The organism is Enterobacter sp. CFEC122 (assembly GCF_052983755.1).
The window spans coordinates 25,256-42,823 of sequence record NZ_JBRIQR010000041.1 but is presented as its reverse complement, the minus strand read 5'-3'; the positions used below and the strand labels follow the sequence as shown (position 1 = coordinate 42,823).

General features: G+C 53.6%; 16 protein-coding genes. 8 read left to right on the top strand and 8 right to left on the bottom strand.

Annotation, left to right across the window (positions count from 1 at the left end; genetic code table 11):
• Positions 1-50: 50 nt before the first annotated feature.
• Together mobB and mobA are read right to left on the bottom strand one after the other, a co-directional pair.
• Positions 51-554, bottom strand: a complete 504-nt coding sequence (mobB, locus tag ACVCAM_RS21760; RefSeq protein ID WP_025912323.1) for a molybdopterin-guanine dinucleotide biosynthesis protein MobB — start codon at positions 552-554, stop codon at positions 51-53.
• On the bottom strand, positions 551-1,135 hold the full coding sequence (gene mobA, locus ACVCAM_RS21755) for a molybdenum cofactor guanylyltransferase MobA (RefSeq protein ID WP_025912322.1): 585 nt from the start codon (positions 1,133-1,135) through the stop codon (positions 551-553). Before mobA ends, mobB begins: the two co-directional genes overlap by 4 nt.
• Positions 1,136-1,203: 68 nt before the next feature.
• On the opposite strand from mobA, the gene ACVCAM_RS21750 reads away from it, so the two are divergent.
• The 3 genes from ACVCAM_RS21750 (at position 1,204) to dsbA (ending at position 3,185) form a co-directional block, all read left to right on the top strand.
• Entirely contained in the window at positions 1,204-1,473 is a 270-nt protein-coding gene (locus tag ACVCAM_RS21750) for a YihD family protein (RefSeq protein WP_008501866.1), read from the top strand.
• 75 nt (positions 1,474-1,548) lie between these two features.
• A complete protein-coding gene (locus ACVCAM_RS21745) occupies positions 1,549-2,535 on the top strand; it encodes a serine/threonine protein kinase (RefSeq protein ID WP_023326350.1) in 987 nt (328 codons plus the stop codon).
• A 26-nt stretch (positions 2,536-2,561) separates the two neighbouring features.
• Entirely contained in the window at positions 2,562-3,185 is a 624-nt protein-coding gene (gene dsbA / locus ACVCAM_RS21740; RefSeq protein WP_008501864.1) for a thiol:disulfide interchange protein DsbA, read from the top strand.
• A 23-nt stretch (positions 3,186-3,208) separates the two neighbouring features.
• On the opposite strand, the gene ACVCAM_RS21735 is transcribed toward dsbA, so the two are convergent.
• Positions 3,209-4,117 (bottom strand): acyltransferase, encoded by a 909-nt coding sequence (locus ACVCAM_RS21735; protein ID WP_023326349.1) that lies wholly within the window; start codon positions 4,115-4,117, stop codon positions 3,209-3,211.
• A gap of 440 nt (positions 4,118-4,557) precedes the next feature.
• On the opposite strand from ACVCAM_RS21735, the gene polA reads away from it, so the two are divergent.
• Both polA and ACVCAM_RS21725 read left to right on the top strand, forming a co-directional pair.
• The gene (polA, locus tag ACVCAM_RS21730; RefSeq protein ID WP_447093666.1) at positions 4,558-7,350 is read left to right on the top strand and encodes a DNA polymerase I; all 2,793 of its coding nucleotides are present in this window, start codon (positions 4,558-4,560) and stop codon (positions 7,348-7,350) included.
• A 166-nt stretch (positions 7,351-7,516) separates the two neighbouring features.
• Positions 7,517-7,564 (top strand): spot 42 RNA, inhibition of DNA synthesis, encoded by a 48-nt coding sequence (locus ACVCAM_RS21725; protein WP_071892919.1) that lies wholly within the window; start codon positions 7,517-7,519, stop codon positions 7,562-7,564.
• 98 nt (positions 7,565-7,662) lie between these two features.
• Here the strand turns inward: ACVCAM_RS21725 and yihA are convergent, their stop codons facing one another.
• Positions 7,663-8,292, bottom strand: coding sequence for a ribosome biogenesis GTP-binding protein YihA/YsxC (gene yihA, locus ACVCAM_RS21720; protein ID WP_008501861.1), 630 nt, complete (start codon positions 8,290-8,292; stop codon positions 7,663-7,665).
• A 580-nt stretch (positions 8,293-8,872) separates the two neighbouring features.
• Between yihA and yihI the strand changes: the two genes are divergently transcribed.
• Together yihI and hemN are read left to right on the top strand one after the other, a co-directional pair.
• Positions 8,873-9,388 (top strand): Der GTPase-activating protein YihI, encoded by a 516-nt coding sequence (gene yihI, locus ACVCAM_RS21715; protein ID WP_008501860.1) that lies wholly within the window; start codon positions 8,873-8,875, stop codon positions 9,386-9,388.
• Between the two features lie 188 nt (positions 9,389-9,576).
• A complete protein-coding gene (hemN, locus tag ACVCAM_RS21710; protein WP_126289704.1) occupies positions 9,577-10,950 on the top strand; it encodes an oxygen-independent coproporphyrinogen III oxidase in 1,374 nt (457 codons plus the stop codon).
• A 100-nt stretch (positions 10,951-11,050) separates the two neighbouring features.
• Here hemN and ACVCAM_RS21705 read toward each other — a convergent pair whose 3' ends face one another.
• The 4 genes from ACVCAM_RS21705 to glnA all read right to left on the bottom strand — a co-directional run bounded on the left by ACVCAM_RS21705 (position 11,051) and on the right by glnA (position 15,325).
• Positions 11,051-11,161 carry a YshB family small membrane protein gene (locus tag ACVCAM_RS21705; RefSeq protein WP_032622955.1) on the bottom strand — a complete coding sequence of 37 codons (111 nt, stop codon included), beginning with the start codon at positions 11,159-11,161 and terminating at the stop codon, positions 11,051-11,053.
• 110 nt (positions 11,162-11,271) lie between these two features.
• Positions 11,272-12,684 carry a nitrogen regulation protein NR(I) gene (gene glnG / locus ACVCAM_RS21700; RefSeq protein ID WP_008501858.1) on the bottom strand — a complete coding sequence of 471 codons (1,413 nt, stop codon included), beginning with the start codon at positions 12,682-12,684 and terminating at the stop codon, positions 11,272-11,274.
• An 11-nt stretch (positions 12,685-12,695) separates the two neighbouring features.
• Positions 12,696-13,745: a nitrogen regulation protein NR(II) gene (gene glnL, locus ACVCAM_RS21695; RefSeq protein WP_008501857.1), complete on the bottom strand. Its 1,050-nt coding sequence runs from the start codon at positions 13,743-13,745 to the stop codon at positions 12,696-12,698.
• 170 nt (positions 13,746-13,915) lie between these two features.
• Positions 13,916-15,325: a glutamate--ammonia ligase gene (gene glnA / locus ACVCAM_RS21690; protein WP_008501856.1), complete on the bottom strand. Its 1,410-nt coding sequence runs from the start codon at positions 15,323-15,325 to the stop codon at positions 13,916-13,918.
• Positions 15,326-15,701: 376 nt separating this feature from the next.
• Here glnA and typA point away from each other — a divergent pair, with 376 nt between their 5' ends.
• Entirely contained in the window at positions 15,702-17,525 is a 1,824-nt protein-coding gene (gene typA / locus ACVCAM_RS21685; protein ID WP_008501854.1) for a ribosome-dependent GTPase TypA, read from the top strand.
• Positions 17,526-17,568: the final 43 nt, after the last annotated feature.

The following is a 17,568-nucleotide window of genomic DNA, read 5'->3' as shown; positions in this document are numbered from 1 at the left end:
ATGCGCCAAAAAACGGTAGGCCGGTTAAGGCAAAGCCGCCACCCGGCAAGTCAGACCGCACTCCACGCCACAATAAACTGCGCAATCCCGTCCACATCATTTAAATCCAGCACTGGAACCTCAAGTTCCACTGCCACATCGCTAGCCACCGCAATGACATGCTCATCCAGCGTTAACTCGCTAAAATCATGCCCGGCATCGCTTCTGAACAGCAGGATCTTTGCAACGGCCTCATGCTTAAACCCCTCAACCAGCACCAGATCAAGCGTGGAGTGATCCATCCGACTGACCAGATACGCGAGATCCAGCGGTGCTTCATCGGGCGTTTCCGTCATCAATGCCCACCGCTCACGACTTGCCACCATGGTTTGCGCGGCACCTGCCTTACGCAGTTCATAGCTGTCTTTACCCGGTTTATCGACGTCCATATTGTGGTGGGTATGCTTAATCAGGCCTGGGCGGATGCCTCTGGCACAAAGTGCGGGTATCAGCTTTTTAAGTAGCGTCGTTTTCCCGGTACCACTCCAGGCGGCGATAGCTAAAACAGGCGTCATTTTTTCTCCTGCATGGTCTGTAAATCTTCCGTCGTATTCACGTTCACAAATGCAGACTTCCAGTCGCTAAAATCAACGGAATGGCCGCCTGACTGACGCATAAACACCATGACTCTTCGCTCTCCCACCGTCAGGTAATCCTGCAGCGCTGGAACTAATGATCTATGAATCAGCGTAATAGCAGGATGGTCGCGCTCACCGTCATGCACCCAGACAACCGGTGCACCATTACGAGACTGCACGAGACGCTCGACAAGGCAGGAGGGAATAAACGGCGTATCACACGGGCAGAAAACAAACCACTCTGCCTCAGACTGCTGCATGATCGAGAGCATGCCGGCCAACGGTCCTAGGTAATCCTCGAGAGTATCCTGATAAACGGGGTATCCGCTGCGCTGATAAATATCGATATGGCGATTGGCACTGATGGCTATTGCTGCAACCTGATCTGCAAGCGTGTCAGCGACATGCTGCCACAAGGGTTTTCCATTAAGAAGCTGAAGCCCCTTATCTTTACCGCCCATTCGCGTTGCTCTGCCGCCTGCCAGAACGACCCCGATGATTTCCTGGCTAACATTCACGAATATCGCCTCTTTTATTGTGGGATTGACCCTGCTAACGTGTCACTCTAAATGAAAGGAGCACCACCATGAAATGTAAACGTCTGAATGAAGTTATTGAACTCCTCCAGCCAGCCTGGCAAAAAGAGCCAGAGCTCAATCTGATGCAATTTTTACAGAAACTGGCAAAAGAGTCAGGTTTTGACGGCGATCTGGCAGACCTTTCTGACGACATCCTGATCTACCACCTTAAAATGCGCGACTCTGCCAAAGATGCTGTTATTCCTGGTATTCAGAAAGATTATGAGGAAGATTTTAAGACTGCATTGCTGCGCGCCCGAGGCGTAATTAAAGAGTAAAAGCTTGTAAGCGGCGGCACCGAAATCGCCACAAGATGATATCCTGAATCATTCGTATAATTTCCGGATGATCGGATGAACGACCAGGCTTTTACTTTCCAGACATTACACCCGGACACCATTATGGATGCCCTGTTTGAACAGGGTATTCGGGTGGATTCCGGGCTAACACCGTTAAACAGCTACGAAAACCGCGTCTATCAATTTCAGGACGAGGATCGTCAGCGCTATGTCGTAAAATTCTATCGTCCTGAACGCTGGTCCGCTGAACAAATTCAGGAAGAGCATCAGTTCGCTCACGATCTGCTGGATGACGATGTCCCCGTTGCCGCACCGCTAAAATTCAATAACCAAACGCTCCTTACGCACGAAGGGTATTACTATGCAGTATTCCCAAGTCTGGGTGGCCGTCAGTTTGAAGCGGATAATATCGATCAGATGGAGTGGGTTGCCCGCTATCTTGGGCGTATACACCAGACGGGACGCAAAAAAGCCTTTATTGCCCGCCCGACTATGGGGATTCAGGAATACCTTCTTGAACCGCGCACATTATTCGAAACGTCTGCAATGATCCCCGCAGCGCTAAAGGATGATTTCCTCAACGCCACCGATAAGCTTATTGCTGCAGTGAAAACCTGCTGGCGCGATGATATTTCCGTCCTGCGCCTGCATGGCGATTGTCACGCCGGGAATATTCTCTGGCGTGACGGCCCGCTGTTTGTCGATCTTGATGATGCGCGTATGGGGCCAGCGGTTCAGGATCTGTGGATGTTGCTCAATGGCGACAAAGCCGAGCAGCGCATGCAGCTTGAAACCATTATTGAAGCTTATGAAGAATTTAGCCCGTTTAATTCAGACGAAATTGCCCTGATTGAGCCTTTACGTGCGATGCGTTTTGTTTATTATCTCGCATGGTTAATCAGGCGTTGGGACGATCCGGCATTTCCTCGTAATTTCCCGTGGCTTACCGGAGAGGATTACTGGCGTAGCCAGATATCTACATTTACTGAGCAGGTTAAGGTTCTTCAGGAGCCCCCTCTGCAATTAACGCCGATGTATTAATGGACACACCCAGGAGAGAGTTAATCATGAAAAAAATTTGGCTGGCGCTGGCAGGTATGATTCTGGCATTTAGCGCTTCTGCTGCACAGTTTACCGACGGCAAACAGTACATCACGCTGGAGAAGCCGGTCGCTGGCGAGCCACAGGTACTGGAGTTCTTCTCGTTCTATTGCCCACACTGTTACCAGTTCGAGCAGGTGCTGCATGTCTCTGACAACGTGAAGAAAAAGCTGCCGGAAGGCACCAAAATGACCAAGTACCACGTCGAGTTCCTGGGCCCATTGGGTAAAGACCTGACTCAGGCATGGGCGGTGGCGATGGCACTGGGCGTAGAAGATAAGATCACTTCGCCAATGTTTGAAGCCGTACAGAAAACCCAGACCGTTCAGACCACTGCGGATATCCGTAAAGTGTTCGTTGATGCCGGCGTGAAAGGTGAAGAGTACGATGCCGCATGGAACAGCTTCGTGGTGAAATCACTGGTTGCCCAGCAGGAAAAAGCGGCTGCTGACCTCCAGCTTCAGGGCGTTCCGGCGATGTTTGTTAACGGCAAATATCAGCTGAACATGCAGGGCATGGACACCAGCAGCATGGATATTTTCGTACAGCAGTATGCAGATACCGTGAAATACCTGGTTGAGAAGAAGTAATTTCGCTGATGTAAAAACGCCGGTCACTGACCGGCGTTTTTGTATGAAGATTTTATCTTGTCTATCTGTTCGTCTTTCTCTTTCCAGAGCGTATTAAGCCACTGCTGGAAACGACGTTTGAAGTTCTTATCGTTTACGTAATCACCGTGCAGTTCAGCGTCAATCGGAACCAGGTCAACGTGCACGACAATACGCGTCAGTTTGCCGCTGAGCATATCGAAGAACGGCGTCTTATCGTTTTCCGGATAGCAGAGCGTGACGTTAAGAAGTTTATCGAACTGTGCTCCCAGCACGTTAAGCGCCATCGCAATCCCCGCGGCCTTTGGCGGCAACAGATGCTGATACGGAGAGCGCGTTTGCTGGCGCTTCTCTTCCGTAAACCGGGAGCCTTCAACAAAGTTCACGATGGTCGTCGGATGCGCACGAAACTTTTCACAGGAGCGGCGCGTGGTCTCCACATCCTTACCGCGACGTTCCGGATGACGAATCAAATAGCTGCGCGAATAGCGTTTCATAAACGGCATATCGAGCGCCCAGCAGGCCAGCCCGATAAAAGGCACCCAGGCGAGCTGCTGTTTCAGGAAATATTTGTTCATCGGGATGTGTTTGCGAAAAAGCACGCATAACACCACGATGTCCGCCCAGCTGTGGTGATTGCAGATCAGCAGGTACCAGTTCTTTTTGTTAAGGTTCTCCAGCCCTTTGACATCCCACTTCAGGTGCGGGTTAAGGCGCAACAGGATCGCCAGTCCTTCGCACCAGCAATACATCATGAAATTACAAAATGCGGACACGGCTCGCCACACCACGGGTACAGGCAGCAGCAGTTTAATGATCCCGGCGAGAATGATCGGTACGGAACAGGCGATCGTCACCAGGATAGTTAAAATGATGCTTAGCAGTAATGTTATTGCAGCGAGCAATCTCGACATGATGAGCTTTTTCAGGTAGTTAGCTGTAAGTGAGCGACCGGCTAGTCGACGCTGGGCGCTGATTTTACCAGAAAACAGACAAATGAATGGCGCTTTCACAGGGTGATTTGGCGGCTTTTACCCCGGCGCAGAAGATTTCGCTGTCGTTCCGCGTAAATCAAGGCTTATATCCACATAGACTAAATTGCCATCAGTTGGCCATATAGAGGCGATCTCATAACATAACAATCTGATAATTAAGATCTAAATATTGCCTTATATGTATTTTTTACGTCTGTTATTCATATGAAGTGAAAATACTCACAAACTTATCCACAGTTTGATTTTTACGAGCGATCCTCACGATCGCAAAATCTTTTCCTGTATCGGGCCTGAATAACTGATGTTTTCATCCTTCTGTGGCATCCTTTACGCATAAATTGATTAAAGGCACGGACATTATGGTTCAGATCCCAGAAAACCCTCTTATTCTCGTCGATGGCTCTTCTTACCTGTATCGGGCGTACCATGCGTTTCCTCCTCTGACCAACAGCGCAGGGGAACCTACCGGCGCAATGTATGGCGTGCTGAATATGCTGCGCAGCCTGATCCTCCAGTATCAGCCAACCCATGCGGCCGTCGTGTTTGATGCGAAAGGCAAAACGTTCCGCGACGAGTTGTTTGAACATTACAAATCCCACCGTCCGCCAATGCCTGACGATCTGCGTGCGCAGATAGAGCCGCTGCATGCGATGGTGAAAGCGATGGGTCTGCCGCTGCTGGCCGTTTCTGGGGTTGAAGCGGATGACGTCATCGGTACGCTGGCGCGTGAAGCCGAAAAGATGGGTCGTCCGGTACTGATTAGCACCGGTGATAAAGATATGGCGCAGCTGGTGACGCCAGGGATTACCCTGATTAACACTATGACCAACACCATTCTTGGGCCGGAAGAGGTGGTTGCAAAATATGGCGTGCCGCCAGAGCTGATTATCGACTTCCTCGCGTTGATGGGCGACTCCTCGGATAACATTCCTGGTGTCCCTGGCGTCGGTGAGAAAACCGCGCAGGCGCTGCTTCAGGGGCTGGGCGGGCTGGATACGCTCTACGCGGAATCAGACAAAATCGCCGGTCTCTCCTTCCGTGGTGCCAAAACCATGGCTGGGAAGCTGGAAGAGAACAAAGAGGTGGCTTATCTCTCCTATAAGCTGGCCACAATCAAAACCGATGTCGAGCTCGAACTGGGCTGTGAACAGCTGGAAGTGCAGCAGCCTTCTGCGGACGAGCTTCTAAGCCTGTTTAAGAAATACGAATTTAAGCGCTGGACCACTGACGTGGAAGCCGGTAAATGGCTGCAGGCAAAAGGGGCAAAACCTTCCACAAAGCCGAAGGAGACGATTGTCGTTGATGCAGAAGAGCAGGCGGAAGAAGAAGCCGTGGCGCTTTCCTTCGACAATTATGAAACCCTTCTTGAAGAGTCACAGCTCATTGCCTGGATCGAGAAACTGAAAAAGGCGCCGGTCTTTGCCTTTGACACCGAAACGGACAGTCTCGATAACATCTCTGCCAATATGGTAGGCCTGTCATTTGCGACAGAGCCAGGTCATGCGGCCTATGTTCCCGTGGCGCACGATTACCTGGATGCGCCGGAACAGATCTCCCGTGAACGCGTGCTTGAACTGCTGAAGCCGATTCTGGAAGACGAAAAGGCGCTCAAGGTTGGGCAAAACCTCAAGTACGACCGCGGCATTCTGCAAAACTACGGCATTGAACTGCGCGGGATCGCCTTCGACACCATGCTTGAATCCTACATTCTGGACAGCGTCGCGGGCCGCCATGATATGGATTCCTTATCTGACCGCTGGCTCAAGCACAAAACGATCACCTTCGAAGAGATTGCCGGCAAAGGGAAAAATCAGCTCACCTTTAACCAGATTGCTCTCGAAGAGGCAGGACGCTACGCGGCGGAAGACGCTGACGTTACGCTGCAGCTGCACCTGAAAATGTGGCCAAAACTGCAAAAGCACGAAGGTCCGCTGAATGTGTTCCAGCATATTGAGATGCCGCTGGTACCCGTGCTGTCCCGCATTGAACGCAACGGCGTGAAAATCGATCCAACGGTGCTGCATAATCACTCCGGGGAGCTGGCGCAGCGCCTGACCGAGCTGGAGCAAAAAGCGCATGAGCTTGCAGGCGAGCCGTTTAACCTCTCTTCACCGAAGCAGCTGCAAACCATTTTGTTTGAAAAGCAGGGCATCAAGCCGCTGAAGAAAACCCCTGGCGGTGCGCCTTCAACCTCTGAAGAGGTGCTGGAAGAGCTGGCGCTGGACTACCCGCTGCCAAAAGTGATTCTGCAGTACCGTGGTCTCGCGAAGCTGAAGTCTACCTACACTGATAAGCTTCCGCTGATGATCAACCCGAAAACGGGCCGCGTGCACACCTCATATCATCAGGCTGTCGCGGCGACCGGTCGTCTCTCGTCAACCGATCCCAACCTGCAGAACATCCCGGTACGTAACGAAGAGGGCCGCCGTATTCGCCAGGCTTTCATCGCACCAGAGGATTATCTGATTGTCTCTGCTGACTACTCGCAAATTGAGCTGCGCATTATGGCGCATCTGTCCCGCGACAAAGGCCTGCTGACCGCGTTTGCCGAAGGGAAGGATATCCACCGGGCAACCGCGGCGGAAGTCTTCGGCTTGCCGCTGGACAGCGTGACCAACGAACAGCGCCGCAGCGCTAAAGCGATCAACTTCGGTCTGATCTACGGCATGAGCGCGTTCGGCCTTTCACGCCAGCTCAATATTCCGCGTAAAGAGTCGCAGAAGTATATGGATCTCTACTTCGAACGCTACCCGGGCGTGCTGGAATATATGGAACGTACCCGCGCGCAGGCGAAAGAGAAAGGTTACGTTGAAACCCTGGATGGCCGCCGTCTCTACTTACCGGACATCAAATCCAGCAACGCGGCGCGCCGCGCGGGCGCAGAGCGTGCCGCGATCAACGCCCCGATGCAGGGGACCGCGGCGGACATTATTAAGCGTGCAATGATCGCCGTGGATGCCTGGCTCGAGAAAGAGAAACCGCGTGTGAAAATGATCATGCAGGTACACGATGAACTGGTATTTGAAGTGCACAAGGACGACCTCGACGCCGTGTCGAAGAAGATCCACGAACTGATGGAAAGCAGCATGACGCTGGACGTGCCGTTGCTGGTGGATGTGGGAAGTGGTGAAAACTGGGATCAGGCTCACTAAGGGTTCTTCGCATAACGCGCTTTTTATGTAAGTTTGCAACATGGCAACGCGCGTTTTGTGACGATCATTAGAATTCCCTATGTAAAGAATGAAAAAAAACTACAAAAAGTGCTTTTTCTGCAACACAAAAAGGGGTAGAGTTATCGGCGTAGGGTACAGAGGTAAGATGTTCTATCTTTCAGACCTTTTACTTCACGTAATCGGATTTGGCTGAATATTTTAGCCGCCCCAGTCAGTAATGACTGGGGCGTTTTTTATTGCGGCAAAGAAATTTTCCGGCAAAAAAAAGCGCGGCCATTGCCGCGCTCGATATCACTCTTCTTCCGCTTCCGTCGCGGGTTCCAGCTCGCTAAACCAGGTGTCGAGCTTCTGACGCAGCTTGTCCACGCCCTGCTTTTTCAGCGAGGAGAACGGCTCAACCTGCACATCGCCGTTGAACGCCAGCACCGCTTCGCGAACCATATTCACCTGCGCTTTACGCGCGCCGCTTGCCAGCTTATCGGCTTTCGTCAGCAGCACCAGCACGGCGATATCGCTTGCCACCGCCCAGTCGATCATCTGCTGATCGAGATCTTTCAGCGGGTGGCGAATATCCATCAATACCACCAGACCTTTCAGGCACATGCGTTTTTCGAGGTATTCACCCAGCGCACGCTGCCATTTGATTTTCATCTCTTCGGGTACCTGCGCATAACCGTACCCCGGTAAGTCGACCAGGCGTTTGCCCTCTGCGACTTCAAACAGGTTGATCAGCTGGGTACGGCCAGGTGTTTTTGAGGTACGCGCCAGGTTCTTCTGATTGGTCAGCGTATTCAGGGCGCTGGATTTCCCCGCATTAGAGCGGCCAGCAAAGGCCACTTCAATACCGGTATCAGAGGGGAGGTGGCGAATATCGGGCGCACTGGTGACAAAATGCGTCTGTTGGTAGTTCCAGGTAGTCACGTGGTCGTCTCCAAAAATCGTAATCTGAGGGGGATTATACCTGAATGCGGGCAAAAGACTTTTTTCATTGCACTCAGCCTGTAGGCTTAAGCCCTGGCCGCTGTGAGAGATTGGCTATACGTACTATGGGAGATTTCAGAGAAATCGCAGGAGCAAGAAAAAGGCAAACTGTTTTAAATCATCAGCTTATTTCCAGGTAATTATCTGAAAATCCGTTTTTGTACCGTTTCGTTGCTTGTTAGTTTAAGCGAACACGGTAAAGTATGCGGCAAGGCGAGGAAGCCAACAGGATGATGACTTAAGGATAAGGGTCAGGAGCGCCAGGAGGCGAAGACGCAGGATTGTCAGGACGACCAGCGCCTGGAGGCGTTTTAACAGGAAATGGAACCGTATCACGGACGGTATTAGCCAAGGGATAAACAGGGTTTGTTGTTGGCAAACATGGAATGTCTGACCCGCTAAGGGTTGTGAGTCAGGAAAAAAGGCGACAGATTGCTCTGTCGCCTTTTTTCTTTGCTTGCTTTCTGCTAGATTTCGCCGCAATTCTATACTGAAGAAAACGACTTAAAGATAAAACATCATGAAAAAACCAACCTCCGCTGCGGGCGCGAAACGCCCTGCAAAAGCACGCCGCAAAACGCGCGAAGAACTGAACCAGGAAGCGCGCGACCGCAAACGCGACAAAAAACATCGCGGTCATGCTGCGGGTAGCCGTGCCAACGGTGGTGGTGCAGCGGGCGCTTCTGCAAAAAGCAAGCAGCAGAAAGATCCTCGTATCGGCAGTAAAACTCCCATTCCACTGGGCGTGACAGACACCCCGGTCACTAAGCAGCACAAACCAAAGAGCGAGAAACCTATGCTTTCACCGCAGGCTGAGCTGGATTTGCTGGAGAACGATGAGCGCCTGGACGCGCTGCTGGAACGTCTTGAAGAGGGTGAAACCCTGACCGCTGAAGAGCAGTCATGGGTGGATGCCAAACTGGATCGCATCGACGAGCTGATGCAGAAGCTGGGTCTGTCTTACGATGACGAAGACGACGAAGAAGAAGACGAAAAGCAGGAAGATATGATGCGTCTTCTGAAGGGTGGAAACTAACATTTGCACCCGGCAGGCTCGATAGTCCTGCTTATAACCCTTCCGGTTATATGTTATCTGGTGTGGTTATTCGTTAAACTACGGCGGTTGTCGCGGCGACAGAAGTGGCTGCGCACCCGAATGATGGCCCGCAATGGGGTCAGAACGGGCCGCCGTATACGAACGCGACACCAACGGAAGGAGTGAGCATGTCAGCACCAACTATCGACTGGGATTTGGCCCTAATCCAGAAATATAACTATTCCGGGCCGCGTTATACGTCATACCCCACCGCGCTGGAGTTCTCCGATGCCTTCGGCGAGGAGGATTTTCAGCAGGCTGTCGCGCGCTATCCTGAGCGTCCGCTGTCGCTCTATGTCCATATTCCGTTCTGCCACAAGCTTTGCTACTTCTGCGGCTGCAATAAAATCGTGACCCGCCAGCAGCATAAAGCCGACCAGTATCTTGACGCGCTCGAACAGGAAATTGTGCATCGCGCGCCGCTGTTTAAAGGCCGTCACGTCAGCCAGCTTCACTGGGGCGGCGGCACGCCAACCTATCTGAACAAAGCGCAAATAAGCCGTCTGATGACGCTGCTGCGCGGAAATTTCAATTTTAACGACGACGCCGAAATCTCGATCGAAGTCGATCCGCGTGAAATTGAGCTGGATGTCCTGGATCATTTACGCGCGGAAGGCTTCAACCGGCTGAGCATGGGCGTGCAGGATTTCAATAAAGAGGTTCAGCGTCTGGTGAACCGCGAGCAGGACGAAGAGTTTATCTTCGCCTTACTCAACCACGCACGTGACATCGGCTTTACCTCGACCAACATCGACCTGATTTACGGCCTGCCAAAGCAGACGCCGGAGAGCTTCGCCTTTACGCTGAAGCGCGTGGCTGAACTCAGCCCGGACCGCCTCAGCGTCTTTAACTACGCGCACCTGCCGACGCTATTCGCCGCTCAGCGCAAAATCAAAGATGCGGATCTGCCTTCTGCCCAGCAGAAGCTGGATATCCTGCAGGAAACCATCACCTCGCTGACCGACACCGGCTATCAGTTTATCGGGATGGATCACTTTGCCCGTCCTGATGACGAGCTGGCCGTTGCTCAGCGCGAAGGGGTACTGCACCGCAACTTCCAGGGCTACACGACCCAGGGCGATACCGATCTGCTCGGCTTGGGTGTCTCCGCCATCAGCATGATCGGCGACTGCTACGCGCAGAACCAGAAAGAGCTAAAGCTGTATTACCAGCAGGTGGATGAGACCGGCAACGCGCTGTGGCGCGGCATCGCATTAACCCGTGACGACTGCATCCGTCGCGATGTGATTAAGGCGCTTATCTGCAACTTCCGTCTCGATTTCAGGGACGTGGAAGCGCAGTGGGCGCTGAACTTCAGCGATTATTTCGCGGAAGACCTGAAGCTGCTGGCGCCGCTGGCGAAAGACGGGCTGGTGGATGTGTCGGAGAGCGCGATTGAGGTCACGCCAAAAGGGCGCCTGTTGATCCGCAATATCTGCATGTGCTTCGACGCGTATCTGCGTCAGAAAGCGCGTATGCAGCAGTTCTCGCGGGTGATTTAAACTGCAATGCCGGGTGGCGGCTTCGCCTTACCCGGCCTACAAAAGTGCGAAATGTAGGCCGGGTAAGCGAAGCGCCACCCGGCTTTTCATCGCCAACTCGCTAGCTAAACAGCCCAACCAGCGCCGCACACAGCACCGCCGCAACGGCGGTTTGTGGCGTGTGGCTTTCAGCGGCTCCGCTAGAGAGCATATTCACGAATGTTTCCAGCATGATGTTCACCCCCAATTTCCGGGCACGATCATACAAAACTCATCGGAACAGTAAAGCGCAAAATAACGGCAATTTGCGCTCAATTAATAACCTTTACACAAGCGCGGATATTACTCCATTCCCAGCTCTTTCAGCTTGCGCGTCAGGGTATTGCGTCCCCATCCTAACAGGCGAGCGGCTTCCTGCTTATGACCCTGGGTATGACGAAGCGCGGTGGTCAACAGCGTACGCTCCATCTCAGGCTGAGCCTCTGACAGCAGGTTTTGATGACCGGAACGCAGCGCGCGGTCAGCCCACTGCGCCAGCAGCGTCGCCCAGCTGTCCGGCAGCGCGTGTCCGCTACTGCTTTCCGGCGCGGTCGCCTCAAACAGCTCGGCCGGTAAATCCTGAATCAGCACTTCCTGACCGGCAGCCATCACGGTTAACCAGCGGCAGGTATTTTCCAGCTGACGCACGTTGCCCGGCCACGCGAGGCGGGTGAGGGCAGCATCGGTTTCCGGGTGAAGCTGCTTGGCTTCTACGCCCAGCTCGCGGGCGGCCACCTGCAGGAAATGACGCGCCAGGCGGGGAATATCTTCCCGGCGTTCACGCAGCGGCGGCAGATGAACGCGAATGACGTTCAGACGATGGAATAAATCCTCCCGGAATTTGCCTTCCTGCACGCGCTGCTCCAGGTTCTGGTGGGTCGCGGCGATAATACGCACGTCCACCTTCACCGGCGCATAACCGCCCACGCGATAAAACTGCCCGTCGGCCAGCACGCGCAGCAGACGGGTCTGAACGTCCAGCGGCATATCGCCGATCTCATCCAGGAACAGCGTGCCGCCGTCAGCCTGTTCGAAGCGTCCCTGGCGAATGGTATTTGCGCCGGTAAACGCCCCTTTTTCATGGCCGAACAGTTCGGATTCAATCAAGTCCTTCGGGATCGCCGCCATATTCAGGGCGATAAACGGCGCTTTTGCCCGCGGGCTGTGGCGATGCAGCGCATGCGCCACAAGCTCTTTACCTGTCCCCGATTCGCCGTTAATCAAGACGCTGATGGAGGAGCGGGACAGACGGCCAATAATGCGAAACACGTCCTGCATCGCCGGCGCTTCGCCGATGATGTCGGTGGTTGGCCCAAAATCGGGCGCGTGGCGCGGCTGCTGCTGCTCCTGATAATGGCTAATCGCGCGCTCAACCAGCGCCACCGCTTCGTCGATATCAAACGGTTTGGGCAGATAATCGAATGCCCCTTGCTGGTAAGCGCTCACCGCGGCATCCAGATCGGAATGAGCCGTCATTATGATGACCGGAAGCATAGGGTGGCGTTGTTTGATCTGCTTTAACAGCGCCAGCCCGTCCATGCCCGGCATACGGATATCCGACAGCAGAACATCGGGCGTTTTAGTGGTGAGTGCGTCGAGCACTTCGCTGCCGCTCTCAAACGTCGTGCAGCTTAATCCTGCCCCTGTGAGCGCGCGTTCAAGCACCCAACGGATGGAGCTATCGTCATCGACTACCCAGACTATCCCTCGTTGCATAAACGTCACCTTTATTTTTTAATCGGCAGGAAAACCGAAAACTCGGTATGTCCCGGCCAACTGGTAAATTCAATTTTTCCAGAGTGTTGGTCGATCAAACTGCGGGCAATGGATAAGCCCAGGCCGGTTCCGCCTTCACGGCCGCTGACCATCGGGTAGAACAGAGTGTCCTGAAGATGCGATGGAATACCGGGGCCGTTATCCTCGACGTCGATACGGGCCGCAAGCCGATAGCGCACGCCGTGTAACGTGAGCTGGAAGGCGGTGCGGGTGCGCAAAATAATCTCGCCCCCTTCCGGTCCCAGCGCCTGCAGGGCATTGCGCACAATGTTCAACAGGACCTGCTCAATCTGATCCGGGTCATGGGCCAGTTCCGGCAGGCTTGGGTCGTAATCACGCACCAGCGTGACGTTCTCTGGCAGCTCCATCGAGACGAGCTTCACTACCCGCTCGGCCACTTTATGGATGCTTTCTGTGACGTGCATTCCCGGCTGCTGTGGCCCGAGAAGACGGTCAACCAGATTCCGCAGGCGGTCCGCCTGCTCGATGATGACGTTGGTATACTCCGCCAGCGCAGGGTCGGGCAGCGCCTTGGTCAAAAGCTGCGCCGCGCCGCGTAATCCGCCCAGCGGGTTTTTGATTTCATGTGCCAGGCCGCGCACCAGGTCTCGGGCGGCAATTTGCTGCGCATGCTGAAGCTGCTCCTGGCTCAGGCGACGTTGATTATCCATCGGCGCCATTTCCAGCAGGATCAAGCCTTCGGGAAGACGTTGCGCGGTCAGCGACAGAATGTGCGAGCGCCCGTCGATCACCAGCGTCACTTCGTTATCGGTGAAACCCTGGCCCGCCTGTAAACTTTCCTGCATCAGGCCAATATTCAGCGAAAAATAGCTCAGAAGTTCCGGAAGCGGGGTGCCGAACAGTTTGCGTGCGCTTTGGGCGAGCAGCTGCTGTGCCGCCGGGTTGGCGTAATGAACGGCCAGCTCGTCATCCACCAGCAAAATGCTGTTAATCAAAGAATTGAGGATCTGCCCAGCATCGGGCAGCGTGCCAGTTGCCATTCAGCAGTCTCCTGGAGTCGTTTGCACTAATTTAGTGCAGTATAGCGTTTTCGGCGTCAAAAGCGCGTGAGATCAGGTTGTTGGTGGAGAAAAAAGCCCATCCGGAGATGGGCTAAAAGTTTCCACGGCAACTACTCCCGGCGCTTGTCACGCCGGGTAAAACAACTTAATTAAACGCTGTAGTACAGTTCGAACTCAACCGGATGCGGCGTCATACGCACGCGGTCGTTCTCTTCAGTACGCAGGGCGATGTAAGCATCGATAGCGTCGTCAGTGAATACGCCACCTGCGGTCAGGAACTCGCGGTCTGCGTCCAGCGCCTGCAGGGCTTCTTCCAGAGAGCCAGCAACCTGTGGGATCTCTTTCGCCTCTTCTGGCGGCAGGTCGTACAGGTTTTTGTCCATCGCTTCGCCTGGGTGGATCTTGTTCTTGATACCGTCCAGACCGGCCATCAGCAGTGCTGCGAAGCACAGGTATGGGTTAGCCGCTGGATCCGGGAAGCGAACTTCGATACGACGCGCTTTAGGAGACGCCACCACCGGGATACGGATAGAAGCAGAACGGTTACGCGCAGAGTAGGCCAGCATCACTGGCGCTTCGTAGCCCGGGACCAGACGCTTGTAGGAGTTGGTGGTTGGGTTCGCCAGGGCGTTGATCGCTTTAGCGTGTTTGATTACGCCGCCGATGTAGTACAGCGCCTGCTCGGACAGACCGGCATATTTGTCACCAGAGAACAGGTTGGTACCGTTCTTGGACAGAGACATGTGGCAGTGCATACCGGAACCGTTGTCGCCAAACATTGGTTTTGGCATGAAGGTCGCGGTTTTACCGAAACGGTGCGCAACGTTGTGCACAACGTATTTGTAGATCTGAATTTCGTCCGCTTTTTTGGTCATGGTGTTGAAGCGGGTAGCCACTTCGTTCTGACCCGCAGTCGCCACTTCGTGGTGGTGAGCTTCAACAACCAGGCCCATCTCTTCCATCACCAGACACATGGTGGAACGAATGTCCTGTGCAGAGTCGACCGGAGGAACCGGGAAGTAACCGCCTTTCACGCCTGGACGGTGACCTTTGTTACCACCTTCGTATTTGGTGGAGGAGTTCCATGCGCCTTCGATGTCGTCGATAGCCACGTGGGAGCCAGAGATAGAGGCACCAAAACGGATGTCATCGAACAGGAAGAACTCTGGCTCTGGCCCGAACAGAACGGTGTCCGCGATGCCGGTAGAACGCAGGTACTCTTCAGCGCGTTTCGCGATAGAACGTGGGTCGCGGTCGTAGCCCTGCAGCGTGCCTGGCTCGAGGATGTCGCAACGGATGATCAGGGTAGGTTCTTCGAAGAACGGATCAATGACCGCAGTGGTTGCATCTGGCATCAGAACCATGTCGGATTCGTTAATGCCTTTCCAGCCACCAATGGAGGAGCCGTCAAACATTTTGCCTTCTTCAAAGAATTCGGCGTTCACCTGATGAGCAGGGATTGTGACGTGCTGTTCTTTACCTTTGGTGTCGGTGAAGCGGAGATCAACAAACTTCACTTCATGTTCGTTCAGCATCGTCAAAACGTGTTCAGCGGACATACTTAACTCTCCAGATTGGTCATTGTCGTCGTGGTAACGAGGTCTTCAGTTTCTGTTTGTACTGGCTGTTGCCATGTAATTTTTATAAAGCGAAATCTGTGCCAACTTTTAAAACACCCCAAAAAGGCGTTATCATGCGCACCATAGTGCAAAAGGGCTGCACCACAATGGTAATGTTGCACCAGTATAGTGCTTCAGTGTGAACACCGAGCACCATATTGGTGCAATTTTCGTTAAAGTGCCCTTTTTCGCTCCGTGAAAGCGATCACAAAGCATCTCTGCGATACTTGTTTGCGGAGGATGTTTGTGATCCTGTTTTGTAGTGCGATTAATCCGTGTACAATAACGCGCTATTTCTAATGCCTGAGGCAAAGTTGTGATCGAAAATTTGCGTAACATCGCCATCATCGCGCACGTTGACCATGGTAAAACTACCCTGGTTGATAAGCTGCTGCAGCAATCCGGTACGTTTGATGCACGTGCCGAAACTCAAGAGCGTGTGATGGACTCCAACGATTTGGAGAAAGAGCGTGGGATTACTATCCTCGCGAAAAACACCGCTATTAAATGGAATGACTACCGTATCAACATCGTTGATACCCCAGGGCACGCCGACTTCGGTGGTGAAGTTGAGCGCGTGATGTCCATGGTGGATTCCGTGCTGCTGGTGGTTGACGCATTTGACGGCCCAATGCCGCAAACGCGCTTCGTGACCAAAAAAGCATTTGCCCATGGCCTGAAACCAATTGTTGTTATCAACAAGGTTGACCGTCCTGGCGCACGTCCTGACTGGGTTGTTGATCAGGTATTCGACCTGTTCGTTAACCTCGACGCGACCGACGAACAGCTGGACTTCCCTATCATTTACGCTTCGGCGCTGAATGGTATCGCGGGTCTGGACCACGAAGATATGGCGGAAGACATGACCCCGCTGTATCAGGCGATTGTCGATCACGTACCGGCACCGGATGTTGATCTGGATGGTCCACTGCAGATGCAGATCTCCCAGCTGGACTACAACAACTACGTTGGCGTCATCGGTATCGGCCGTATCAAACGCGGTAAAGTGAAGCCAAACCAGCAGGTTACTATCATCGATAGCGAAGGCAAAACCCGCAACGGTAAAGTTGGCAAAGTGCTGACTCACCTGGGTCTGGAGCGTATCGACAGCGATCTGGCTGAAGCGGGCGACATCATCGCGATCACCGGTCTGGGCGAGCTGAACATCTCTGACACCATCTGCGATCCGCAGAACGTGGAAGCGCTGCCAGCCCTGTCTGTTGATGAACCAACCGTTACCATGTTCTTCAACGTCAACACCTCTCCGTTCTGTGGTAAAGAAGGTAAGTTCGTTACCTCTCGTCAGATCCTTGACCGCCTGAACAAAGAGCTGGTGCACAACGTTGCGCTGCGCGTTGAAGAAACCGAAGACGCTGATGCCTTCCGCGTATCCGGTCGTGGTGAGCTGCACCTGTCTGTTCTGATCGAAAACATGCGTCGTGAAGGTTTCGAGATGGCGGTTTCCCGTCCGAAAGTTATCTTCCGCGAAATCGACGGCCGTAAACAAGAGCCGTTCGAAAACGTGACGCTGGACGTTGAAGAGCAGCACCAGGGTTCTGTGATGCAGGCGCTGGGTGAGCGTAAAGGCGACCTGAAAAACATGAATCCAGACGGCAAAGGCCGCGTACGTCTCGACTACGTGATCCCAAGCCGTGGCCTGATCGGCTTCCGTTCTGAGTTCATGACCATGACCTCTGGTACCGGTCTGCTGTACTCCACCTTCAGCCACTACGACGACGTGCGTCCGGGCGAAGTGGGCCAGCGTAACAACGGCGTACTGATCTCCAACGGTCAGGGTAAAGCGGTTGCGTTTGCGCTGTTCGGTCTGCAGGATCGCGGTAAGCTGTTCCTGGGTCACGGTGCTGAAGTTTACGAAGGCCAGATCATCGGTATTCACAGCCGTTCTAACGACCTGACCGTAAACTGCCTGACCGGTAAGAAACTGACCAACATGCGTGCGTCCGGTACTGACGAAGCAACGGTTCTGGTTCCACCGATCAAGATGACCCTGGAGCAGGCTCTGGAATTCATCGATGACGACGAACTGGTAGAAGTGACTCCGCTGTCTATCCGTATCCGTAAACGTCACCTGACCGAGAACGATCGTAAACGTGCTATGCGCGGTGCGAAAGAAGAGTAATTCGGTTATGCCGTAGGCCGGGTATGCGCACGCGCCACCCGGC